A 22,858-nucleotide genomic window follows, 5' to 3' on the forward strand; every position below is an offset into this window, starting at 1 on the left:
GGGCCCCATACTTAGGGTGATGCGGCCACTTTCCGCAGCCCCGGCCAGGCAAGGAGGAAGTGCATTGGAAACCCTGAAGAAGATTGTGCGGAACCAGTACTTTCCCGCCGGAGCAGTCCTCGCGGCGGTCATCCTTTTCTGGCTCGTGGGGATCCTTGGCGGGCTGTCCCTCCTGCACAACAACCAGCCGCCGCTGACCACCCTCACCTGGTTGCTCTTCGTCTACACTGCTGCGGTACTCACTCCGCTGGCAGGCCTGCTGGCCGCCGTGGACCTCTTCCGCCGCTGGCGCCGCAACCGCGCCGCCATGGCAAACCCCGCTGATGCGTTCGTGCCGGCTGAGAACGCCGTGAATGCAGACGGCGTCATTGAGTACGCCGTTGACGAAGAGCCAGCTGAGCAGGCCCGGGTTGAGCGGACGGCTGCCCAGTCTGTTGCCCGGGAATTCGGCGCCTCGGAACCGGCCGCCGGACCATCAGCCCAGGACCCTGCACCGTACGACCATGCCCAGTCCACTGCGCCGGAGTCGCGTGAGCAGGAGGGCCGGCCGGCCACTCCGCCTCGGCCGTCAGGCCAGCCCCTCGCCTCGGGAAAGAAGCCCAAGCAGCCCGGCGGCAGGAAGGCTGCCTAGCAGCCGGAAGGCCCGGCGTCGTACCTGCGCCCCGGCTGCCAGCTAGCGTTGCTGGAGCGCGCCGAGCACCTCTTCGGCCCGGCGCAATGCCTTCTCCAGGCGCGCGGCCGGCTCAGGCAGCGAGAACAGGTAGCCCTGCAGCGCGTCACAGTCGAGTGCCGTGAGGTAATCCGCCTGTGAGGCCGTCTCGATTCCCTCCGCGGTGACAGTCAGCCCCAGGCTGTGCGCCATGTTGATCATGGAACTGAGGATGGGTAGGCGTTCGCTGCCGGTCCGCACCATGGACACAAAGGTCTTGTCGATCTTCACGGTGTCCACCGGCAGGTCCTGCAACCGCCCCAGCGAGGAATAGCCGGTGCCGAAGTCGTCCAGGGCAACCCGGGCGCCGGCGTCCCGCAATGTGCTGAGCTGCCTGATCAGGTCGCAGTCGGCGTGGAAGAAGACGCTCTCGGTGACCTCCAGCACCAGCTGCCGGGCGGCCACGCCGCGGGTCTCCGCCAGGCCCAGCACCTTCGCTGCAAAGTCGTGTTCCTGCAGCTGCACTCCGGACACGTTCACCGCCAGCGACCGCTGCGGATCCTCACCCAGCCAGTCCGCCAGCTGCGCCATGGCCTGGGACATCACCTCAAGGCCGATGTCCCGAATGAGCCCTGTGCGTTCGGCCAGCGGTATGAAGTCCGACGGCGGCACCCGGCCCGCGCCGCGGTCCCACCGTGCGAGGGCCTCGAACTGGACCACCTGCCCGCTGCGGTGCGAGACGATCGGCTGGAAATCCACCGTAATCTCCCCGCCCTGCAGGGCGAACTGCAGGCCGCTTTCCATGTCCGTCCGCTGCACCAGGGCCGCCATCATGTCCGGATGGAACCGCAGGAAACGGTTCTTCCCGGCGGCCTTCGCCGCATACATGGCAATGTCCGCCTGGCGCAGCAGCTCCGACGGGCCAACCTCCTCCCGCCCCCGCGATGCCACGCCGAGGCTCAGGCTGGGGCGGAGCGCGCGGCCGCTGATGGTGACGGGGACGTGCAGGCAGCGGACAATGCATGCCGCAATTTCATCCACGTTGGGGCAGGCCGTCAGGAGCACCACGAACTCGTCGCCGCCCAGCCGTGCCACCACGTCCGCGGTGGGGACGCACCCGCGCAGCCTGCGGGCCACCTCGATCAGCATGTCGTCCCCGGCCTGGTGGCCAAGGAGGTCATTGACTTCCTTGAAGTCGTCCAGGTCCAGGAGGAGGACGTCCACGGCCTTGAGCCGGGGTTCCTGCAGCGACCCGGCCAGGGCGTCATTGAACACTGCCCTGTTGGCCAGGCCGGTCAGCGGGTCCTGGAAGGCCATGACGCGCAGCTTTTCCGCCTGCTCCGCCAGGTCAAGCATGGCCTGGTGTGCCTGTTCCTGGGCCCTGCGCCGGGGAGTGACATCCCGGAAACTCCACACCCGGCCCACGATGTCCTCGCCCACCTTGTGGGGGCGGGAATACCTTTCGAAAGTGCGGCCATCCTTGAAATCCACAACGTCGTGGCTCTCGGCCGTGGTGTTGCTCTGGACCTCCATGAGCCTGGCAAGGAACGTGCCAGGATCGGTGAGCTGGCTGGTGATGCGCTGCATCACCGGGTCCGCGCTGTCACCTTCCATGAGCTTGCGGGGGATGTTCCACATGGTGAGGAACTGGTCGTTGTAGCCGGCCACGGTGCCGTTGGAGCCCATCACCAGGATGCCGTCTGCGGTGGACTCAAGGGTGGACGTCAGCAGGGACATCGCATGGCGAAGGTCCGCGTTCGTGGCCTGCCGGTGCGAAGTAGCCCGGACCGAGAGGAGGACCTGTGCCCCTCCCGGGACCCCGTCGTCGGGCGCGGTACCCGTGGTGCCGCCGGCGCCGGCCGCTGGATCCCCGGGCAGCTGCCCGGCTCCGGCAGGAAAGAGGGACCCTGCCACTTCTGCGGAGAAGCTGGTGCCGTCGGCATGGACCCAGGCCACTTCCCGCGGATGCGCGGCGGACCGGTCCAGGATCTGGCGGAAAAGCCTGTCCACCTCGGGGTGCGAGCGGTCCGCAAGGAGCGTCCGGTAATCCCGGCCGGTGAGGAACCTGCGGTCCAGCCCAAAGAGCTTCGTGGCTGCCCCGTTGGCCAGGGTGATGGTGCCATCCTCTGCGAGGGCAAGGAAGGCATCCGGGCTGGCGTCAAGCATCGCCTCGACCGTCCGGACTGCCATTGTGCTTTCGTGGCCGGATTCAGCCATACCACCACCCCCTCGCACATCATAAGGTGCCAACTGCCGGTAATGGTGGTCACGTTCACTACGGATTGGGCACGAATACCGGTTCAGGCCCGGAACGCAGAAACGCCGCCCCGCTGCCGGGACGGCGTTTCTGCGCTAGTGGATGAGGGGGTTTTACTAGGCCCGGTGTCCGCTGCGGTTCATGACTGCACCGTAGATCAGCAGGACCACGATGGATCCGAGGATGGCCAGCAGCCAGGTGCGGATATCGAAGAATTCGGCCAAGCCGCCACCGAAGATCAGCGACCCGATCCAGCCGCCGAGGATAGCGCCGACAACGCCGAGGACCATGGTCACCACCCAGCCGCCGCCTTGACGGCCCGGCAGGATGGCCTTTGCAATGGCGCCCGCAATCAGGCCCAAGATGAGAAATCCGAGAATGCCCATGCTGTCACTCCTTATTAGTAAGTTGTGCCGTGCCCCCATCTCCGGTTCCCTAATTCAATCAGCGTGCTTACTTCGCTGCAAGGCTTTCAATATCACAGGATGACTATCAGTTTTCCCGGCAAACACCCTCCTGAGCAGCCATTCCGGGCGGGCAGAGAGCCGCTTTCCGGGGCTTCGATAGGATGAATTGTCCCCTCAGCGAATTCCCAGGAGTCCGGCATGTCCAGCCAGCAAACAGACCGCCCGCGTGCCATCTTCCTCGATATTGACGGGACGTATGCGGACCACGGCCTGGCTCCGGCAGCCCACGTGGAAGCCGTGCAGGAGGTGCGGCGCCGCGGCCACCTGGTGTTCGTGTGCACCGGACGCCCGCTGTCCATGGTGCCGGACCACATCCTGGAGGCAGGGTTCGACGGCGTGATCACCGGCGCTGGTGCCCGGGTGGAAATGAACGGTGAGGTACTCAAAGACACCCGGTTCGAGCCCGACGTGGCGGCCCTCATCGTGGACACCCTGGACGCCCATGACGTCGCCTACATCCTGGAGGCTCCCGAAGCTTTGCGCGGCCGCACCGGAGTGGGCGAACGGCTCCGGCGGGTCCTGGCCCCCGTCTTCGCCGGCCGTTCCGGGCACGACGGCGTCCTCAGCACCGACGTGGATCCGGTGGAGGACATCCTGGGGCCGGTCCAGTACAGCGACGACCTCCGTGGTGCGTCCTTCGCCAAGATCTCCTGCTTCGATTCCCCGGTCCCGCTGACCCGCCTCATGGGTGGCCTCGGCCCGCAGGTGGGGCTCATCCCCAGTTCGCTGTCCGCCCTCGGCGATTCCGCCGGCGAGATCTTCATGGCCGGAACCCACAAGGCGGTGGGCATCCGGGTGGTGGAGGAACGCCTGGGCCTCAACCGGGCGGACATCGTGGCCATCGGCGACAGCGCCAACGATATCGAGATGCTCGAGTATGCAGGCGTGGGCATCGCGGTGGAGGACGGCCATCCCGGTGTGCTCGCCGTCGCGGACCGGCTCACCCCCGGCCCGGCCGGCAATGGCGTGGCGCTCGCCTTCGCCGGCCTCGGTCTCCTGGACTGATGCGTCGCTGGCCGGACCGCAACCCTAGGCTGCCCGCTCGATCAGCCGCATGACGCTGGTCAGCGTGGCCGCATAGGACGGGTCCGTGGCATAGCCTGCTGCCGCCACTGCCCGCGCGAAGGCGTACGGGTCCGCGGTGTGCTCGAACGCTGGGCGGTACCTGGAATTGCGGCGCAGGAAGCTGCCGTGGTCCGCAAATGATTCCTCCGCGGACTGGTAGGCCCGGAACCAGTCCAGCACCACATAGTTGTACTTCCCGTCCGGCCTCGGGGTCACCGAGATGACCTGCGGGAACTTGCCGTTCGGATGGCCCAGCACCTCACGCGTCAGCAGCAGCTGGCGCTGGGATTCCGGGATGGTGGCCTTCGCCTTGATGCCGAAGAAGTTGAACCGGGGCGCCTTCTTCCCCCAGCCCGATTCCAGCGCCGCCTGCCCCAGCGTCACCAGCCACGGCACGCCGCTGGCCTGCTGGCCGCGCCGGGCGTCGGGGCTGTAGCGGCTGACGAACTCGCGGACATGCGCCGGGACGTTGCCTCCGGGCTTTGGGGCAGGATTCGGGGGCGCCGGATTTGGTGGCGCCGGTGCCTGGCCGCCGCCCAGCCCGGGAACGCCGGCGCTGAACAGCGGGCTGGGGTTGCGGGCGCCCTCCCAGCTGAGATCCACGTGGATGTGGTCGGTGTGCTTGTTGGGCTGGGTGTACGGGCGCCAGCCGTCGGCACGGCGGGCCCAGCTCCACTGGTTGTGGTTCCAGATGATGTAGGCCACCTGGAGTTCCACGGCGTTGCTCTGCATCCACGCCACGTACGCCTCGGCCTGCGCCTTCTCAGCCGGCCGGTCCACCCGGGCGTACAAATCCACGGAGCGGCCCTCGCCGTGCAGGGACGGGGTGCCCGCCTCGGTCTTGCGGCAGTTGAAGGTGCCGGCCTGCCGTCCCGTCAGGCGCTTCCACTGATCCGCCATGGCCCGGGCGCCCGGTTGGGCGCCGGTTGCGCAGCGCACGAACGTACCGCGGACCACCCGCCCGGCTGCCCGGTCCGATGATTGTGGTGCGGGTACCGGCGCCGGCGCTGCCTTCCGGGCAGTTCGGTGGGCGTTGATGGCTGCCAGCGCGGCGGTACCGGCGGATCCGGACAGATACGTCCAGGCCGTCCACTTGCCGCGTACGTCGACGTGGGCAAAGCCCGCCCCGATGCCGACGCCGATCCCGTCACCCAGGACGTCCACGGCCGCCTTGGCGATCTCCAGGCCGGACATCCCCGCCACCGTCACGTCCGCCGCCTGCCCGCTGCAGTGCCTGCTCAGGGTGGGCTTCTTCGGCGGTTTGGCGTTGCGGTAGACAGCTACATTGCGCTCCCAGGACCGGTAGCCGGACGTGATCCGCACCGGCCTGCCCACCCTGTCCCGCAGCTTCTGCAGCGCCGCCACCAGGGCAGGGGAGATGCGCGCCTTCTCCGCGTACTGGTTTCCGCTGAACACCAGCTCACCCACGGTGAAGTTGGGCGAGAGTTTCCTGCCTCGCAGTGCCGGCCCGGTCTCGTACAGCGGCAGGCCGGTGTTGTTGGGGTCCCAATGCTCCTCGCCCTCGCCGGTGCGGCCGGACGTGGTGCCCAGGGAGGCGCCGGACGGGAAGACCTCGTGCTCGCCGATATCCTCCGCCTCGGACTGTTCGGCGGCCAGCTGCCATTCGGCGGCCTCGGCCTCGCCGGCTTCAGCCTCGCCGGCCTCGCGCCCTGCCGTTTCACCGGCGCTGCTTTCGCTGAAACTTGCCTCGCCGGAGCTGTCCCCGGCAAAGCCGTCGCTCTCGGTGGCCGCGGGTTCCGCTTCACCCTGCCGGGCATCGGACAGTACGACGGCGCCCGCTTCCTCCTCGAAGGACGCTCCGGCGTCGTAGGCCTCGCCCGGGTCCGCTTCCGCGGCGCTGTCCTCGCCGAACCGCCACCCGGTTTCGGCGAAGTAGAGGTCCTCGCCGTCCGTTTCGGCTTCCCGGGCTGTGGTTCCCGGCAAGGCGGCGGAGGGGTCGGCCAGCAGCCGCCAGCCGAACTTCCTCGGGATGTCGTTGTGCGGCACCCTGGTGGATTCCACCCGGAACGGCGCCCCGGCACCGAGGGTCTTCAGCGACTTTGCCACGCGCTCGCTGTTGCGTGCCGTGGGCTCACCCGCCCGGAAGACCACCCGCAGCGCACCGCTGCCGGCGGCCACCCGGCGTCGGGCCCACGCGATCAGTGCCGACGGGTCGGAGTAGAGCGCGTCGAAGGTGTGGACCTCGTCCGGGTCCGTGTGCCGCAGGATGGCCATCAGCGGTGCGCCGCCGCCGGAGTGCGCGGTGATGATCAGCTTCCCCTGGCTGGCGCTGGATCCCGTCTGCTTGTTGAAGGCGTCGATGGCCGTGGCCACCAGCTGCTGCAGCGCTCCCGCTTTGGTGAGAGCGGGGAACGAATACCCCGAGCCGCTGTTGCCGCCGAAGTAGTGGCCGCGGGGAAGGACCGCCAGGGTTGGGGTGGTGCGGCCTGCCGTTCCGGGCTGCTCGGGGTCTGCGAAGTCCAGTCCGCTTGCAGGTTCCTTGTCCCGGACGATGCTCATCGCAGCCCGCCGGCCGGAGTAGCCGTGCAGGTGGACCACCACGTCCACGGCGGTGGTGCCCTGCGGCATGCTGTTCCATTTGAGGAGCAGGTCCGGGGCGGTGCCCTTGTGGGTGCGGAGCAGGGGCAGCCGGTCCACCACCAGGCGGCCCGGCGGCATCGTGCCGGGCTGGTCTTCGGAGTACGCCCCGGGTGCGGGGGCCATGCCCGTTTCGGTGTCCGGCCCGGGGCTGCCGGCAGCGAAGTCCTCCTGGACCTCCCAGGTGCTGGCGCCGCCGTCGGACGGGCTTTCCTGCAGGTCCGGCGTTCCGGCCCATTGCTGGAAAGCGAGGTCCTCGTGGCCGCCCCAGGAAAGGGCGTCGTAATCTTCGGCTGTCCCCGGCCATTCCGTTTCAGCGGTACCGCTAGCGGCACCGAAGCCTTCGCCCTGGTCCCCGGCGCCACCATCGGCGCCGAAGTCCTCAGTGAACCCTGCGCCGCTGCCCGGCTGGTCCTGGAGCGAGAAGACGTCCTGCTTCACGGGCCAGCCGGGATGTTCCTGATGCGCCTCGCCGTTGCCGTTGATGGCGAACAGCTGCGCCACATTGTAGTCCTCCATGACCTGGCCTCCCCGGTCCTAGACTTTGGCCTTGGTGCCGTTGCTCGAGGCCGGGGCGAACACCGGCGCCGACGCCGCGGGAGTTGGCTCCGGCAGCCGCAGCGGCTGGGCCGGGCGCTTGGCGTCCGGGCTGACCGACACCACCGTGGGGTCCTTGATCCGGGTCCCCGTGGCGGACTGCCACAGGTCGATGATGCGGATCATGGCATCGGCAACCACCGGGTTGGGCACCATGTTGGAGTGGTACAGCATCTCCGCGTCCGATTCGTCGTTGAAGGCACCGTTCTCGATGAACCACATCAGCGGTGAGAGCAGGCCCGCAAGTTCGAACAGTTCCCGGGTTTCGCGTGGCGGGTTGATCCCCACCCTGGCTCCGATGGCTGCCAGCCGGTCCGCCGGGTTGCCGTTGACGCCGGCCTCGGCCTTGAGGTCCTTCACCACCGGAGTCTCGTACTCCACGGTCAGGTGCATCCAGTTGAGCATGCAGACGTAGGCGAATTCCTCCTGCGCCAGCATCCCGCCGCGCCGCCGCATGGTGAGCATCTCGGAGAGGGACTGGCAGAGATAGGCGATGTAGGAGCGGTCCGTGGCGTTGGGGCCACCCTGGTTCCGGTCGTTCAGGATGCCCTGCCAGACCTGCCGCAGCAGCTCCTCCCAGATGTCGAAGAACCGGGCGTTGCTGCCCGCTCCCACGTCCTTCTTCCACGGCTGCCCCTCCAGGGCACTGCCCAGCGGTGTGGCAAGCGGCGCGTGGGAAAGGTCCCGGCCAAACATGCGCCAGTACGCGTTGCGGCGGTTCACCCGGGCGTCCGGGCGCAGTTGGCTGCTGACCCCCAGGATGTGGAAGGCCGGCGGGTCGCGGAAGAACAGCTCCTCGGTGTTCCGCGCCCACACCAGGGTCTGGACCGACGGCGGTGCCAGGGTTTCGCCCACCTTGTAACGCCGCACCACCTCACCCAGGATTTCCACGATGCCCGTGTTCTCCAGCAGGAACGCGTAAATCAGGTGGTCCCACGGCAGCGGCTGGGTGGTGCCCAGCAGCGGCGGCACGTTGTAGCCCGGCGGGATGGCGGTGCCCTGGGTGATGGCGCTGGGATACGCGCCCAGCAGCAGCGGCGGCATCTTCAGGGCGTCAATGACGGCCTGCTGCCCGGTGGTGGCGGTCAGCGTGGGGCCGGGGTTGGGAAAGTACTTGACCACGCCGTTCACCGCGAACACCTCTTCCAGCCAGCGGCTGAGCTGCCGCGGGTTGTGGGCGAACACCACGTCCGGGTTGGGCGTGGCCGCGGGGTTCAGCAGGGTGGGATCGACAACCAGCCTGGCTAGCGTACGGAACATCGTGAGCCTCCAAAACGATTCGTGAATTCAGCGCCGGTAGGGGATGCCAAACGCGATGGGCAGGGCACGGCCGTCCAGCAGTTCCACGTACTGGACCTTGTCCGACTTCAGGTCGAGGCCGTTGTTCTGCAGCGCACCAATCTGGACCAGGTCCCTGGGGGTGTTGTCCAGGTACTGGATGCCCACCGTCGCTGAGCCGGAGGGCAACGGGCCCTTGAATGTCATCCGGTAGCGGACGGCGGTGGGGGAGGACGCGGTGCCAACCCTGGTGATTTCGGGCGGCTCGAGGATGGAGCCGTCGCGGCCGTTCCTGGTGCGTTTGCGGCTGCCCAGGACGTTGCTGAGCGCGTTGAACTGCAGCCCCAGGAGGAGCTGGCCAGGGTCGGCGTCGATCCTGCGTCCGCCCACCGGGCCCGGCGGTTTGGCCTCAGCCTGCCTGTCGATCTTCTTCAGCAGCTCGGCGTCCTTCTCCCGGCGCGCCTGCTGTTCCTCCACCATGTGCCTGACAAGCACATAATCGGCCTCCCGCAGCTCCGCCTGCGCAGCGAAGAGGCTGCGCTGCTCGGCGAAGACCTCCCGCATCACGGCGCCCATCTGTTCGCCGAGCGCCTTGGCCACCACCAGGGTGAGCTCCTCGGCAGCAGCCTGGGCGTCAGCGGCGCCGGCCGCTTCGCTGGCCTGGTTCGACTGGGTGGTCTTGGCCGACGCGCGGCCTGATGTCCGGGCGTTGCCCGTCTCCTCCTGTGCCATGACGGCGCTCCTTTCCTTGCTGCTGTTTGCCCCTGTGGGGGTCAGGCTGCGGCGGCCGCAGCGCCGCCGATCCTTCGAAGCCAAAGTTCGACGCCGTCGTCGGACGTTGGCGCGGACTGGCCGTTGTGCAGCGCCTGGCCGTTGACGACGGTCCAGGCAAGCACGCGCATCGCCTCCAGCCGCTGCAGGTACGTGGAGGTGTACAGGGAGGCGCCGGCCCGTTCCGCGAGGCGGGCAAGCTCCGCCGGCGCCACGGCACGCGGGTCCGCGATTGAGGCCAGCGGTGCGCCGCCGAAGGCCCGCAGCGGCGTCCGCGTGCAGACGTCCACCAGCGCGGGCAGGTTGGCCACGCTGGCCCTGCTGATCGCCTGGACGTCCTTGGAGGCGCGGGACAACGGATGGCGGAGCATCCAGGTGCGGGCAATGCCGTCCCACGGACCGGGCCCGAACCAGGACCGGCACAGCCCGGCGTTGAACAGCACCCGCACCCAGCCGAAAGGATGCGGATCGCCGATGGACATCCGGAAGACCTTGCTGCTGGGACCGTCCACCACGGTGGCCAGGGCCGGCAGCGGTGCGTAGCCCAGCAGGGCGAAAGCGTAGACGTCAGCCGCCACCTCGCTCGCCCAGCCGCGCCAGCTCTCGGCGGCCAGAACCGAAACCGGCGCCATCCGCTCGTACAGGGCGGCACCCAGTTCGGCGGTCCAGCCGGTCATGTGCGCCACCTGGTGGCCTGTTTCGTGGACCAGGGATGTGGGCCGCCACAGGTTATGCCGGGTGATTTTGATGGCTGCCACCGGCGAGAGTGACGCGTCCCAGAGCCTGGCACCGGAGCGGAGGATGGACGCCCCCAGTCCCTTGTCCAGGTAGGTCAGGACGGGCGGGGCGGACATTCCCAGCGGCCGCAGCACCCTGTCCATGCTGTCCACGGCCAAGGCATCGAGCCCGCGCAGCACGGCGCCGAGCCGGGGGCTGGTCCTGGTGTTGACGGCGTCGCCATAGAAGTCCAGGACCGTTTCCACCTGCTCGTAGCGGCGCCGCAGCCGCAGCAGCGATTCGCGGACAGCCGCCAGGTCGCCGGGGTCCGAAGCTGTCGCCAGGCGGGAACCGAGCCCTCCGGCTTCGGCTGCCACGCCAGTGGCCACAGCCCGCAGGCTGGAGCGGAGGCTGAGCCCCATGTAGCTTTCCAGCGCCTGCCAGGCCGCGGCGGAGGCGAGGACGTCCAGGTCCGTCAGCGCGGCGCTGGCGCGCTGCCAGTGCCGTACCTCGAGGGCCAGGGCGTCCTTTTCGGTTCCGACGGCGTCTGCGCGGTAGCCGTGCAGCCGGGTGTCATAGGGCACTGGACTTCCACCCCGCATGCACGCTCACGTCCGGCGGTTGGACGGCGCCGCCGAGCTTGTCCCGGGTGACGTCATGGAACGTCGCCGTGATGGTCACGCCGTGGGCCGGTTCTGCCACCGCGGCCGCCAGTTGGGCGGACCGCTGGCTGAGGAACTTGGAGAACGACGCCGCCAGCGCCTTGAGCAAGGCATCCACCGGAGCGGAGGCCTCGGCTGCGTCCTTGGCCAGCTGGTGCCGCACCAGGCGGGACGCGAGAATCAGCGGCAGCCGGGCTTCGTAGAGGCCCCGCAGGGCGGCCAGCACGGAGGGAAGGTCCCGCCGGGCGGATGGGGAAGATGGCTGCAGCAGGGCCAGTACCTGCTGGGCCTGCCGTTCGGACAGCCGCAGTTGGACCCGCAGCCGCCGCTTGGAAGGTTCCATCACCACATGCAGCCGGCGTGCCAGCCGCCTGGCCCGGTTGATCCGGTTCAGCGCGGTGGACCGGATCCGGAAGTACCGGCGGCCCACCTGCGGCCGGGGCCTTCCCAGTCCGGCGGCGCCCAGTCCGCTGGAGGCCATGACGCCTGCGCCCGGTGCGTGGGCGCCGGGTCCGGCCGGGCCCGGTAACCCACGGCCCGCGCCGGGACGTCCCAACGCAGGTTCCCGGAGCAGCAGCCCGGCGATCTCCGGGGTCAGCAGCTGAAACTCGCTGCTGTCCGCCTCAAGCGCCTCGTCAGTGGATTCGTCCTGGGTGAAGTGCCCGAACTGGGTGCCGGGGATGGCCTCGTAGAGGTCCACTTCTGCCTCCAGCGGCCAGCGCCGGACGCCGCGGTCCAGCAGGTGCCCTTCGAGGGTGCCGCCATCGGACCAGCGGATGGCCCGGGCAGCCTGTCGGGTGATGGGGACGGCGAAGACGCGGGTGTATTTGCGGAACCGGTAGCGGGGCTTGGCGGTGCGCGGCATCAGGATCCACACGCCGCCCTCGCCGGCAGTTTCGCGTTCGGGCAGTTCCTGGTGCAGGACCCTGTCCGGAAGGTATGCGGCCGCCGCCTCCACGAACGCCTCTTGCACCGCTGAGGCGAGCTGGAGCTGGTCCTCGAAGGTGGCTTCCGGCAGTTCCATGAGCCTCAGGGCCGTGCCTTCCACCGTGGAGGCAACAGCTTCCGCGGCCCGCATCCGGTCCGAGTCCGCTTCAGTCTCGAAGCCGAACACCTTCAGTCCCAGGTCAGCCACGGGCGTGGCCAGCAGCTTTGCGGGGCCCTCACCGATCAGCCCCTTGGCCAGGTTGGCGAGGATGTCCGCGACGAACTTGACCACCCGCTGCCGGCCGATGATGGAGATGCCCAGCTTGATGAGTGGCTGGACGGCCATCACTGCCGGCAGGAACTGCTCGATTTCTGCTGCCGGGGTGCTGCCGTCCGGGAGGGCCGCCAGCCGTTCCGTGAACCTGGCCCGGGCTGTTTCCAGCGCGGCCAGGGAGTCCGTTGACTCGTACGGTGTGGGCTCGAAGAAGTTCTCGCCCAGTTCCTCCTCGGCCTCCGGGGCGTACAGCAGGGAGGCGACTTCAAGGCCGAAAACCTCGGCGAGCCCTTCTGCCGAGGCGTGGTCTTCGGCTTCCGCTTCCGAGACGCCCAGCTTTGCTGCCAGCTTGCGGGCCAGCGGCCTGACGCTGGCGGGAAGCCGGTTCATGGCGGCGCTGATCACCCGCCGGAGCAGCGGCCGGACCAGGCCCTTGAGCTTGCCCAGCAGCAGGTTCACCGGGAGCACCTTGCCTACCGCTGCGATGCCTTTCTTGACCAGGCTGACGGCGCCGCCCACCAGCTTCTTGCCCGCACGGAGGAGGCCGCCCAGGAAGTCCTCGTAGCCGGAGAGCCCGTGCGGGGCCTGGTTCCCCGCGGCCTCCAGCAGCTGCTCGAACTCCTGGGCGGGCATGCCGTAGAGGTCCGCGCCGGCCAGCCGCTCGGCGAAGCCGTCCAGGGCGCGTTCCGCTTCAGTGGCCACCGGCTCGATCCAGTCCTCCAGCGAGGCGCGGGAATCGGCTTCGGCCGGCAGGGAGGACCAGTTGCGCTGGTCAGCGAGCTGGTGGGCGGCGGCGTCATTGATCAGCTGTTCCAGGGAATCAACGAAGTCTTCGTCCTCCAGTTCGGCGAAGAAGGTGGCAGCTTCCCCAGCCCCGGGGGCGAAGGCCTCGGAGATGAACCGCGCGGGAAACGGCGAGTTAAGGCCGGCCTCCGGCATGGCCTCGGGACTGGCCGGGGCAGCGGGAGGATCGGCCAGTGACAGGCCGGAGAAAAGCGCCTCGCTGGTTGTGCCTGGCTGGGCGTCCATGACAGCCTCCTTAGGGGGATGGGGATTACAGGGTGGAGCGGTGCTGTATGCGCCAGCGTCAACCGTCTGTAGTAATTTCCGCTCCGCTTCCGGACGGTGGCGGTTCCAGCTCGGCGATGAGGGATTCGAGCAGGACCACCAGGCCCGCGGTTCCGGAAACTACCCAATTCCGGCGCGTCCCGTCGGTGGTCAGAACACGGATAATCAACCCTTGTGGGTTACGCCAGGCCCGCAGTACGATCACGGAGTATTCGGCAGTCATGGCGGAGATGATCCGCCGGAAAGCCTTTCCGGGCATCAACATTGCGTAGCGATGTTGATCATCGCCACCTCAGTGGCAGGTCTCCCTACAGGTCTGCGTCCGATTGAACGTGGGGTCCTTCAATGTCGTCTGCCTTCCTTCCCGCCCCCGGTGGCCATGCCGTTCCGGATCCCCTTCGCACTGCTGTCCCCGGTACTGAAGCTCAGGCACGCCTGTACCTGCTCAACGGGTTCGAGCTGTTCCTCGCCGAGGACCGGGTCCGGCTCCCGATGCATGCCCAGCGGGTCCTGGCGTTCCTGGCGCTCGCGCGGCAGGACGGGGTGAAGTGTTCCCGCGACGCAGTGGTGGGAAGGCTCTGGGCCGATTCCAGCGTGGAGCATGCCAACGGCAGCCTCCGCACAGCCTTGTGGCGGATCCGTTCGGCCTGGGCCGGGCTGGTGTCCGCCGGGCGGAACGAGCTGGCGCTGGGGGAGGAGGTGGCCGTGGACCTGCAGCAGTGCCGGGACCAGGCCGGCCGGCTGCTGTCGCAGGGGATGGACCTGGCAGCCGGCGATATCAACTGTTCACCGCTGACCGGCGAACTCCTGCCGGCATGGGATGAGGACTGGCTCCTGGTGGAACGGGAGCGGCTGCGGCAACTGCAGCTCCACGCCCTCGAAGCGCTCGCGGTGAAGCTGCGGAAGCTGGGCCGCTACCCGGAAGCGATCGATGCAGCCCTCCGGGCCGTGGCCATCGAACCACTGCGTGAATCGGTCCACGCCGTCCTCATCGATGTCTGTTTCGACGAAGGAAACGTGGCCGCGGCCCATTCCTACCTCCGGCAGTACCGTACGCTCCTGCAGTCCGAACTGGGACTGGAACCGTCGCCGCAGATCCTGGCCCGGTTCCGGGCACCGGTGGCTACCGACGCGCGCGCTGCGCCGGCACCAGCGTTCCAGCCAGCTCCGGCCGTGTGACCGCCGATGAATCCTGGGACGTGCCAAGGCCGCGCACCACCCAGCCCTCAGCCTGCCATGCCGCAGCGTCCAGTGCGTTGCGCGCATCCAGCAGCACCCGCCGTCGTACCAGGCTGCCCGCAACGGCCGGGGACAACCGGCGGTACTCGTCCCACTCGGTAAGGAGCAGCACCAGCTCGGCGCCTTCCAGGGCCCGGGTTGCCTTCGCTTCGAACCGCAGCCGGGGGATAGCGCCGCCACGCGTTGTTCACTGCCTTGGGGTCGGTGACGGTCACGTGTGCTCCGGCCGCGGCGAGCCGGTCTGCCACGTCCAGCGCGGGGGAGTCGCGGATATCGTCCGTGTCCGGTTTGAACGAGGCGCCCAGCACGGTGATGGTCCGGCCGGCCACCGTTCCGCCGCAGAGCTCCGCCGCCAGGTCCACCGTCCGCTGCCGCTGGCCCAGGTTGACCGAATCCACCAGCCGCATCCAGTCCGCCACGGCATCCACGCCGTGGCCCGTGGCCTGCGCCCTGAGACTGCGGATGTCCTTGGGCAGGCAGCCCCCGCCGAAGCCCAGCCCGGCATGCAGGTACCGGTTCCCGATCCGCGGGTCCAGTCCCATGGCCTCGCTGAGTTCGGCCACGTCCGCGCCGGAGGCATCGCACAGCTCAGACACTGCGTTGATGAAGCTGATCTTGGTGGCCAGGTACGCGTTGGCCGCGGACTTGATGAGTTCGGCCGTGGCGCAGCTGCAGACCTGCCGGGGGATACCTGCGCGCAGCAGCGGTTCATAGACCGCATCCAGGGCTGCCGTCACCCCCACGGGTGCTCCGGTGGACCGGTTGAACGCAGCGGCCTTTCCACCGTCCACCCCGTACACCAGCCGGTCCGGCACCAGCGAGTCCTTGACGGCCGTGCCCTGGCGGAGGAACTCCGGGTTCCAGCCCAGCAGGACATCGGGGCGCCGGCCCAGCACCCCTCGCAACATGTCCACAGTGCCCACGGGCACGGTGGATTTACCCACGACGACGGCGCCCGCGGCCAAGTGCGGCAGTAGGGCCCGGGTGGCGGAGACCAGGTAGGACAGGTCAGCGGCGTCGGAGGCTTTGTCCTGCGGGGTGCCCACGCACAGGAAGTGCACCTGGGCGCCGGCCGCGTCCGCGATGTCGTTGGAGAACCGGACCCGTCCGGTGGCGCTGCCGTCCTGCAGCAGCTCGTCCAGGCCCGGTTCGTGGAAGGGGGCTGTACCGCGGGCCAGCTGTTCCACTTTCGCCTCGTCCACGTCGATGCCCACCACAGTGTGGCCCATTGACGCCAGCGTGGCCGCGTGCACTGCGCCCAGGTAGCCGCAGCCGATTACCGAAATCTTCATGACGCTGCTCCCTTGGCTCTGTACGGCCCGGCCAGGACCGGCTGTTCCGCAATGACATCCGCATAGTGGCCGACAAGTTCCGAGCACAGGGCCGGCCACGTGCGGTCCTGTACCGAGGCGTGCGCCGTGGCGGCGAACGCACGGCGCTTGGCGTCGTCGCCCATCAGGTCCATGACGTGGCCGCGCATGGCGGACAGGTCACCGGGCTCGTAGAGCCATCCGGTCCTGGAGTTCTCCACCAGGTCCAGCGGCCCGCCGCGTCCCGTGGCCACCACCGGCACCCCCGACGCCATGGCTTCCTGGATGGTCTGGCAGAAGGTTTCGAACTCGCCGGGATGGACGAAGAGGTCAAAGGACGCCACCGCGCGCGCCAGGTCATCACCGCCCAGGAACCCCGTAAAAACGGCTCCCGGGAGGGCTTCCTGCAGGGCCGCGCGCTGGGGTCCGTCACCCACGATCACCAGTGTGGTGTCCAGCATCCGGGCCAGGGCGGCGAGGTCCTCCACCTGCTTCTCCACGGCCAGCCTGCCCACGTAGCCGATGATCCGGTGGCCCGCCGGGGCCACCGAAGCCCGCCACCCGTCGTCGCGCTTGTCCGGCGAAAACCTGGCCGTGTCCACCCCGCGGCGCCACATCCGAACCCGTGGAATACCGCGTCCGCGCAACTGGTTCAGCGCGAAGGTGGAGGGCACCAGGGTCCGGGAGGCGAGCAGGTGGATGTTTTCCACGCGGTTCCAGGCCCAGTTCTCCAGGAAGGGGACGCCGTACCGGGCCGCGTAGCCGGGAACTTCCGTCTGGTAGACCGCAACTGTGGGGATGCCGAGCTGGGCCGCCGCCTGGGCTGCCCGCCAGCCGAGGACGAACGGCGAGGCCAGGTGGACGACGTCCGGTGCGTAGTCGGCAAGGATTCGCTTGACCCGGTACACACCGCCCATCGCCACCCGGACATTCGTGTATCCCGCAAGCGGGACTGCCGGAAGCCGGTGGATCTCGGCGCCCTTGACGTGGTTCTCCGCACCGCCGTCGTGCGCTGACGGGGCAATGACCAGGACGTCGTCGCCCCGCTCCTGGAGATGGTCCAGCACCCGCAGGATGGAGTGCGTGACCCCGTTCATCAGCGGCAGGAATGATTCAGCAACAATTGCGATCCTCACCCCTCCACGGTGGGTGCCGGCCCTGACGCGGCGGGGAGGAAGGCATGGCCCGGAGGGAAAGGTTCGGTGAACAGCAGGGAGTGCGTGGGTCTGTTGTGAAAATTACTAAGCAGACTTCCCATTTGATGCTAAGCATGCTTACTGTAGTGGGGTGGCCAGCGCAGCACCTCAAGCAGCGGGGTGGTAGCCGAAGACCGGGGCATTCCCGTGCCGGAAAATCTGCCGCTGGCCCGTGCCTAGTGCAACGATCATCCAAGGAGAAGTCATGCTCAACCGGGAAAACATTGAGACCCTGCTCCACAAGGGCGGCAACGTCATCGGAGCCGACGGCGACAAGATCGGTTCGATTGGCCAGCTCTACGCAGACGACGACACGGGTGAGCCCACCTGGGTCACCGTCAAGACGGGCCTCTTCGGCACGTCCCAGTCCTTCATCCCCGTGGAGGGCGCCCGCAGCCAGGATGACGACCTGGTGGTTCCCTACACCAAGGACCACGTGAAGGACGCCCCGCGCGTCGAGGTGGACGGCCACCTCACCCCCGAGGAAGAAGACCGGCTGTACACGCACTACGAGCGTGGAGCCACCACCTACTCGGAGTCGCAGGACACTGTTCAGAATGACGTTGACCTGCAGGGTGACGCCGACCTGAACGCCGGCACACCAACCGCCGGAATCGAAGGCCATGAAGGCAGCGCGGCCAACCGCCCCCGCCTGCGGAAATACGGCCAGGGCGGCGCATAGCCACTGGACGCAGGCAATGCCGGGAGTTCTTTCGGGGGCTCCCGGCATTCGTGTGCCTGCACTCCCGGGGCCTGTCGCTGGCGGCCTGTGCGGGCCCGGCGTGACACCATGGACCACGATGAAACTGCGCGCTGACCAGACCGGAGACCGTGGCCTACCCATGCCCTTGTGGCTGCAGGGGGCTATTGAAACAGCCCAGGCGGCGGTCATTTCCGCGCTGGCCGTGCTGGTTCCCATCATTGCCGTCTGGGCAACGGCCGGCTTCCAGGACAGCGGATTTGAGACGCTGGCCCGGCTCGCCGGCCAGTCCTGGCTCCTGGTGCACGGTGTCCCGCTGGAACTGGCGGCCGCCGGTTCCACAGCCGCATCCCACACCGGTTCAGGCCTGCTGACGCTGGTTCCCCTCGGACTGACATTGATCCCGTTCCTGCTCGCCTGGCGGGCCGGGCGGCGCCTTGCCCGGGCCTCCTACACGGACCAGCTGTGGCAGGCGCTGCTGGGATCATGGGTGGTTTACGCGGCGTTCGGCGTGGCCACCGGTTTCGTCTGCCGCACCCCGGACGTCGGCATCAACCTCGGCTACGCCATGGTGGTTCCGCTGATCCCCTTCGCCCTGGGGATGGTCATCGGCGCCCGGCGCGAAGCCGGATCGTGGAGCCGGCTGATCGGCGTGGACGCCGTGGACTGGATCTCGCGGACCAGCCAGCATTCCCGGTGGGCAGGGTCCTACCTTGCATCGGTAGCAAAGGCCGGGTTCGTGGCGGTTGCCGCTGCCCTGGCCCTGGCCGCGGTGCTGCTGGCCGTGGACCTCTTCGTCCACTGGAACCTGGTGCTGGCCGTCTATGAAGCGCTCGACGCCGGTGCGGCCGGCGGTGCGGCCCTCACCGTGGCGCAGCTCGGCTACCTTCCCAACCTGGTGGTCTTCGCCCTCGCCTGGACCTCAGGTTCCGGCTTCGCGATGGGCGTCGGTTCCCAGGTGGGCCCGCTGGGTACGGCCGTCGGGCCCCTGCCGTCCATCCCGGTCCTGGCCGCGATTCCTGCCGGGGCCCTGGATTACGCCTTCGTGGCCCTCATTGTGCCCGTCATCGCAGGAGTGCTGGCCGGCTGGTGGTTCCTCCGGGAAGGCGAGAACCATTTTGACGAGTGGCTCGCCATCAAGGTCCGCGCCCGCTGGTTCACCGCCACAGCGTCCACCCTGGTCCTGGGAGTTTTGGCCGGGGTGGCGGCGGGACTGCTGGCCATGGGGCTGGCCTGGCTGGCCCGCGGCTCGGCCGGCATCGGCCGGCTGACCGATATCGGCCCCGACCCCCTCTGGACGGGTGTCTGGCTGGCCGCGGAGGTGGGTGCCGGCGTCGTGATCGGTTACGCTGCCGGGCCATGGCTGGAACGCGAGCGTTCCGTGGCGGAGGACGACTCGGAACTGGTCCACTAGCTTCGAACCAGTGCTCCCCGGCCCGCGCGGGCCCATCAGCAAAGACGCTGCTACGGTGCCGGGCGGGGGAGAGAACCCTCCAGCTGCACCTGGCAGGTCCGCTGTGCCTGGTCTGTCAGCGCGCGTTCCACGCACCCCTGGTACTCCGCTGCCTGGTTGAAGAACAGTGCCGAGGCCAGGGTGAGCAGCACCATGCCGGCGGTCACCACGAGGCCGCAGATGGTGGCGAAGAGAATCAGCCGGGAGTCTTTCGAACGGAACCACCGGATCAGCAGGACGATGCCGAGGGCCAGTGCTGCAGCTGTCAGGATCGCCGTCAGCCAGAGATATCGGACATCCAGCTGGTAGACGAAGAAGGACCCCAGCACCGACACGATGAACATCCGGAACAGTGTGTGGGTCTTGGCCCGGGAGGCTTTTGCAGCCTCGCTGAGCGGCGGCTTTGTCCGCTGGGGCCCGGCTGGTTCCGGTGTGGAGTTCATGTTTTCCAGCCTACGCGAGCCTGCCCATAAGCTAGACGCATGCGCATCGTAGTCCTCGTTTCCGGTACCGGCTCCAACCTCCAGGCTGTCATTGACGCGGTCAAGGCGGGGGAGCTGGGCGTGGACATCGCCGCAGTGGGAGCGGACCGTCCCGGCACCTACGGCGTGGAGCGCTCGGCCGCCGCCGGGATCCCCACCTTCGTGGTGGACTTCAAGGAGTACCCGGACCGGGCGCAGTGGAACGCCGCGCTGACCAAAGAGGTGGCCGCGTTCCAGCCGGATGTGGTGGTGTCCTCCGGTTTCATGCGGATTGTCAGTCCGGAATTCATCGACGCTTTCGGCGGCAAGTACCTCAACACCCACCCGGCCCTGCTGCCGGCGTTCCCCGGCGCCCATGGGGTCCGTGATGCGATGGCCTACGGGGTCAAGGTCACCGGCTGCACGGTGCACTGGGCCGACGCCGGCGTGGACACCGGACCCATCATCGCCCAGGAAGCTGTGGCCATCGAGGACGCCGACACCGAAGAGAGCCTGCACGAGCGCATCAAGGTGGTGGAGCGCCGCCTGCTGGTGTCCACCCTGGCCAGCCTCGCCGCCGCTTCCTGACCTCAACACCCCCGCCCCCACCCCCCACACCCCCTCCCTCCATCCCCGCCCCCAATCCCATCCAGTCCTCCCCACCCAACTGAGTAGCAGCAGATGTCGGAATAGCGGCCCAAACCGACATCTGCTGCTACCTAGTTGGGGAGCGGCGGCGTTCCTGTGGATAACTTCGACAGCTCTGGCCGGAAATTTGCCACGATGAGCCATGAGAACTCCGCGGCGGATGCCGGACATGCTCCCAGCCGGAGCCTTCACTTTTGGGGAAGCGGCCGACGCCGGAGTGACAGTCGGGCGGTTGCGTCACCATTCGCTGGTCACACCCAGCCGGGGGATCCGGCAGCCGCTTGTACCCCTGGCTCCTGAGCTGGAATCGCTTGTTCGGCCATTGACGCTGGTCACCGCGTTCTCCGCAGCTTCCCATGCAACAGCCTTCACGTTGTGGGGGTTCCCGGGTTTCCTCCCTGGAAGGGACGATCCCGTTACCCACATATCCAGACCGGACAGTACGGCCATACCGCGCCGAAGCGGTGTTCGGGGACACCGCGGCCAGTTCTTTGCTGACGAGATCGTCACCCATAACGGCCTGCTGATCACCTCTCGGGCCAGGACGTGGCTGGACTGTTCCCGGAAGATGGGCATCGAAGAATTGACCGTCGTGGCAGATCATCTGCTGCGGATCCCGCGGCCGGTCTTTGAGGATAGAACGGCGCCGCACTGCACCTTTGAAGACCTGTCCGAGATGCTGGACCGGCATAAGGGGACGCCTGGAATCAGGAAAGCCCGGATTGCCCTGGATCGCGCCCGGGTGGGCTCCGATTCCGCTCCGGAAACGCGGCTCCGGCTGGCCATGGAAGACGCTGGCCTGCCCGAACCTTTACTGAACGTTCCCACCCAACTGCGTGCCGCCGTCGTACGGCAACCTGACCTGAGCTACCCGGAATACAAAGTGGCGGTGGAGTATGACGGCGAGGGCCATTCGGAGGCAGCGCAGATCGTCAGGGATATCGCCCGTGAAGAGGATTTTGCCCGGACGGGATGGATGCTGGTCCGTATCTCCAGAAGACATATGGAAAATGAGGCCCGGGCGGCCGTCGCCAAGGTCCGCTCTGCATTGCGCAGCCGCGGCTGGCAGCCCAACTAGGTAGCAGCAGATGTCGGAATAGCGGCCCAAAACGACATCTGCTGCTACCTAGTTGGGAGGGAAGGGGGGCGGTGGCGGGGTCAGTCGAGGCGGCGCTGCCGGGTTTCGGGGGAGAAGAACGCCATCCACAGCACTGCCAGGAGCACCAGGCCGCCGGCAAGGGCGAAGGACGTAGCCAGTCCCAGTTCAGGCCAGAAGTAGTTAGCGAAAATCAGCGGACCGAAACCGGCGCCCAGCCGCGAGAATGTGGACGCCCAGCCGAAGCCGGTACCGCGCAGCTCGGTGGGGTAAAGCTCCGAAACGTAGGCGTACAGCACCGGGATGGCCACCTGCACCACGAACCCGAACACCAGCAGCCAGAACACCGCGGCGGACGGGATGTCCACCACGAACGCCACGATCACCAGCGTCAGCGCGGACAGCGGACCGGTAACTGCCAGGATCCATTTGCGGCCCACTCGTTCCACCAGGAGGGCAGCAACGATGACGCCCAGGAGCCCGACGGCGGCCATTGACGCGGTGGTGACGAATGCCTTGTATTCGGCGAACCCGGCGCCAATGAGGATCCGCGGCATCCACGTCAGGGACAGGTAGTAGACCAGCAGGATGCTGAAGAACAGGGCCCACGCCGCAGTGGTGATCTTCCAGTTGAATTGCCACACAGACCGCAGCTGGGTCCACGCGCTGCCGGCGGAGAGCCGGGGTACGTCCTTGGCATCCGGCAGGCTGTAGGCCCGGGCTTCGGCGCCCGTGGCGGCCACCAGCCCGTCGATGACCTTCGCAGCCTCATCCCGCCTGCCCTTGCGGATCAGGAACAGCGGCGACTCCGGCACGCTGCGGCGGACCCAGAACACCAGCAACGCCGGCAGGACCATCACCAGCATGGTGGCCCGCCAGTCGCCGTACAAGGCCACCAGGCCGGCGGAAACGAAACCCGCCAGGGCAGCGCCCACCGGCCACCAGCCATCCATGGCGGTGAGCACCTTGCCGCGCTGCTTGCGGGGAGTGAACTCACCCACCAGTGCGTAGTCCACCGGAATGCAGCCGCCCAGGCCAAAGCCGGCCAGGAACCTGAACACACAGAACCAGATGAAGTCCGGGGCAAACGCGCCGGCCACAGTGAAGACGGCGAACAGCAGCAGCGTGGCCGTGAACGCCTTCTTGCGGCCGATGGTGTCCGCAATGGTGCCCCAGATGAAGGCCCCCAGCGCCATGCCAATCAGGTTCGAGGTCCCCACCCACGCCACCTCACCGGGGGCCAGGGCCCAGTGCTTCGACAGCAGGGGAATCAGGATGCCGTTAAGCGTCACATCCCACGCGTCAAACATGAATCCGAGGCCGCCGATCAGGAAGATCCGCCCCTGGACTTTCCATCGCCAGGGCAGTTCCTGGACCACCTGTTCGCCGCTGGGCACAGTGGTGTAAGTGTTCATAGCCGCCTCC

The 22,858-nt window shown here is 68.1% G+C and carries 18 protein-coding genes and 1 pseudogene; 7 read left to right on the forward strand and 12 right to left on the reverse strand.

Going from position 1 to position 22,858, the window contains the following annotated elements; translation table 11 throughout:
* Window positions 1-64 precede the first annotated feature (64 nt).
* Window positions 65-631, forward strand: a complete 567-nt coding sequence (locus tag ACHL_RS24660) for a hypothetical protein (protein WP_015936362.1) — start codon at window positions 65-67, stop codon at window positions 629-631.
* Window positions 632-673: 42 nt separating this feature from the next.
* On the opposite strand, the gene ACHL_RS05775 is transcribed toward ACHL_RS24660, so the two are convergent.
* Both ACHL_RS05775 and ACHL_RS05780 read right to left on the reverse strand, forming a co-directional pair.
* Window positions 674-2,866: a putative bifunctional diguanylate cyclase/phosphodiesterase gene (locus ACHL_RS05775; RefSeq protein ID WP_015936363.1), complete on the reverse strand. Its 2,193-nt coding sequence runs from the start codon at window positions 2,864-2,866 to the stop codon at window positions 674-676.
* Between the two features lie 156 nt (window positions 2,867-3,022).
* The gene (locus tag ACHL_RS05780; protein WP_015936364.1) at window positions 3,023-3,292 is read right to left on the reverse strand and encodes a GlsB/YeaQ/YmgE family stress response membrane protein; all 270 of its coding nucleotides are present in this window, start codon (window positions 3,290-3,292) and stop codon (window positions 3,023-3,025) included.
* 219 nt (window positions 3,293-3,511) lie between these two features.
* Between ACHL_RS05780 and ACHL_RS05785 the strand changes: the two genes are divergently transcribed.
* Window positions 3,512-4,378, forward strand: coding sequence for an HAD hydrolase family protein (locus ACHL_RS05785; protein WP_015936365.1), 867 nt, complete (start codon window positions 3,512-3,514; stop codon window positions 4,376-4,378).
* A gap of 24 nt (window positions 4,379-4,402) precedes the next feature.
* Here ACHL_RS05785 and ACHL_RS23760 read toward each other — a convergent pair whose 3' ends face one another.
* Genes ACHL_RS23760 through ACHL_RS05815 form a run of 6 tightly spaced genes read right to left on the reverse strand, consistent with a single transcriptional unit; the run spans window position 4,403 to window position 13,589 of the window.
* Window positions 4,403-7,555: a glucosaminidase domain-containing protein gene (locus ACHL_RS23760; protein WP_015936366.1), complete on the reverse strand. Its 3,153-nt coding sequence runs from the start codon at window positions 7,553-7,555 to the stop codon at window positions 4,403-4,405.
* Window positions 7,556-7,573: 18 nt separating this feature from the next.
* Window positions 7,574-8,893, reverse strand: a complete 1,320-nt coding sequence (locus tag ACHL_RS05795) for a hypothetical protein (RefSeq protein ID WP_015936367.1) — start codon at window positions 8,891-8,893, stop codon at window positions 7,574-7,576.
* Window positions 8,894-8,920: 27 nt separating this feature from the next.
* On the reverse strand, window positions 8,921-9,643 hold the full coding sequence (locus tag ACHL_RS05800; RefSeq protein ID WP_015936368.1) for a hypothetical protein: 723 nt from the start codon (window positions 9,641-9,643) through the stop codon (window positions 8,921-8,923).
* A gap of 41 nt (window positions 9,644-9,684) precedes the next feature.
* Window positions 9,685-10,983 carry a hypothetical protein gene (locus ACHL_RS05805; protein ID WP_015936369.1) on the reverse strand — a complete coding sequence of 433 codons (1,299 nt, stop codon included), beginning with the start codon at window positions 10,981-10,983 and terminating at the stop codon, window positions 9,685-9,687.
* On the reverse strand, window positions 10,973-13,291 hold the full coding sequence (locus ACHL_RS05810) for a hypothetical protein (RefSeq protein ID WP_015936370.1): 2,319 nt from the start codon (window positions 13,289-13,291) through the stop codon (window positions 10,973-10,975). Before ACHL_RS05810 ends, ACHL_RS05805 begins: the two co-directional genes overlap by 11 nt.
* Window positions 13,292-13,349: 58 nt before the next feature.
* Window positions 13,350-13,589 (reverse strand): hypothetical protein, encoded by a 240-nt coding sequence (locus ACHL_RS05815; RefSeq protein ID WP_043793817.1) that lies wholly within the window; start codon window positions 13,587-13,589, stop codon window positions 13,350-13,352.
* An 86-nt stretch (window positions 13,590-13,675) separates the two neighbouring features.
* Between ACHL_RS05815 and ACHL_RS05820 the strand changes: the two genes are divergently transcribed.
* The gene (locus tag ACHL_RS05820) at window positions 13,676-14,509 is read left to right on the forward strand and encodes an AfsR/SARP family transcriptional regulator (RefSeq protein WP_015936372.1); all 834 of its coding nucleotides are present in this window, start codon (window positions 13,676-13,678) and stop codon (window positions 14,507-14,509) included.
* Here the strand turns inward: ACHL_RS05820 and ACHL_RS05825 are convergent.
* Together ACHL_RS05825 and ACHL_RS05830 are read right to left on the reverse strand one after the other, a co-directional pair.
* Window positions 14,454-15,861 (reverse strand): annotated as a pseudogene (locus ACHL_RS05825) (UDP-glucose dehydrogenase family protein). The gene ACHL_RS05820 and the pseudogene ACHL_RS05825 sit on opposite strands and share 56 nt — an antisense overlap.
* Window positions 15,858-17,015 carry a glycosyltransferase family 4 protein gene (locus tag ACHL_RS05830; RefSeq protein WP_015936374.1) on the reverse strand — a complete coding sequence of 386 codons (1,158 nt, stop codon included), beginning with the start codon at window positions 17,013-17,015 and terminating at the stop codon, window positions 15,858-15,860. The pseudogene ACHL_RS05825 and the gene ACHL_RS05830 overlap by 4 nt, the downstream one beginning before the upstream one ends.
* Before the next feature lie 265 nt (window positions 17,016-17,280).
* On the opposite strand from ACHL_RS05830, the gene ACHL_RS05835 reads away from it, so the two are divergent.
* Both ACHL_RS05835 and ACHL_RS05840 read left to right on the forward strand, forming a co-directional pair.
* A complete protein-coding gene (locus ACHL_RS05835; RefSeq protein WP_015936375.1) occupies window positions 17,281-17,757 on the forward strand; it encodes a PRC-barrel domain-containing protein in 477 nt (158 codons plus the stop codon).
* 118 nt (window positions 17,758-17,875) lie between these two features.
* Window positions 17,876-19,189 carry a cell division protein PerM gene (locus ACHL_RS05840; RefSeq protein WP_015936376.1) on the forward strand — a complete coding sequence of 438 codons (1,314 nt, stop codon included), beginning with the start codon at window positions 17,876-17,878 and terminating at the stop codon, window positions 19,187-19,189.
* Window positions 19,190-19,239: 50 nt separating this feature from the next.
* Here the strand turns inward: ACHL_RS05840 and ACHL_RS05845 are convergent, their stop codons facing one another.
* Window positions 19,240-19,671, reverse strand: a complete 432-nt coding sequence (locus tag ACHL_RS05845) for a hypothetical protein (protein WP_015936377.1) — start codon at window positions 19,669-19,671, stop codon at window positions 19,240-19,242.
* Window positions 19,672-19,710: 39 nt separating this feature from the next.
* Here ACHL_RS05845 and purN point away from each other — a divergent pair, with 39 nt between their 5' ends.
* Entirely contained in the window at window positions 19,711-20,277 is a 567-nt protein-coding gene (gene purN, locus ACHL_RS05850; RefSeq protein WP_015936378.1) for a phosphoribosylglycinamide formyltransferase, read from the forward strand.
* A 652-nt stretch (window positions 20,278-20,929) separates the two neighbouring features.
* The gene (locus ACHL_RS24665) at window positions 20,930-21,415 is read left to right on the forward strand and encodes an endonuclease domain-containing protein (protein WP_244266523.1); all 486 of its coding nucleotides are present in this window, start codon (window positions 20,930-20,932) and stop codon (window positions 21,413-21,415) included.
* An 80-nt stretch (window positions 21,416-21,495) separates the two neighbouring features.
* Here ACHL_RS24665 and ACHL_RS05860 read toward each other — a convergent pair whose 3' ends face one another.
* Window positions 21,496-22,848 (reverse strand): MFS transporter, encoded by a 1,353-nt coding sequence (locus ACHL_RS05860; RefSeq protein ID WP_015936380.1) that lies wholly within the window; start codon window positions 22,846-22,848, stop codon window positions 21,496-21,498.
* Window positions 22,849-22,858: the final 10 nt, after the last annotated feature.

Origin of the sequence: Pseudarthrobacter chlorophenolicus A6 (assembly GCF_000022025.1) — a bacterium.
Lineage (GTDB): Bacteria > Actinomycetota > Actinomycetes > Actinomycetales > Micrococcaceae > Arthrobacter > Arthrobacter chlorophenolicus.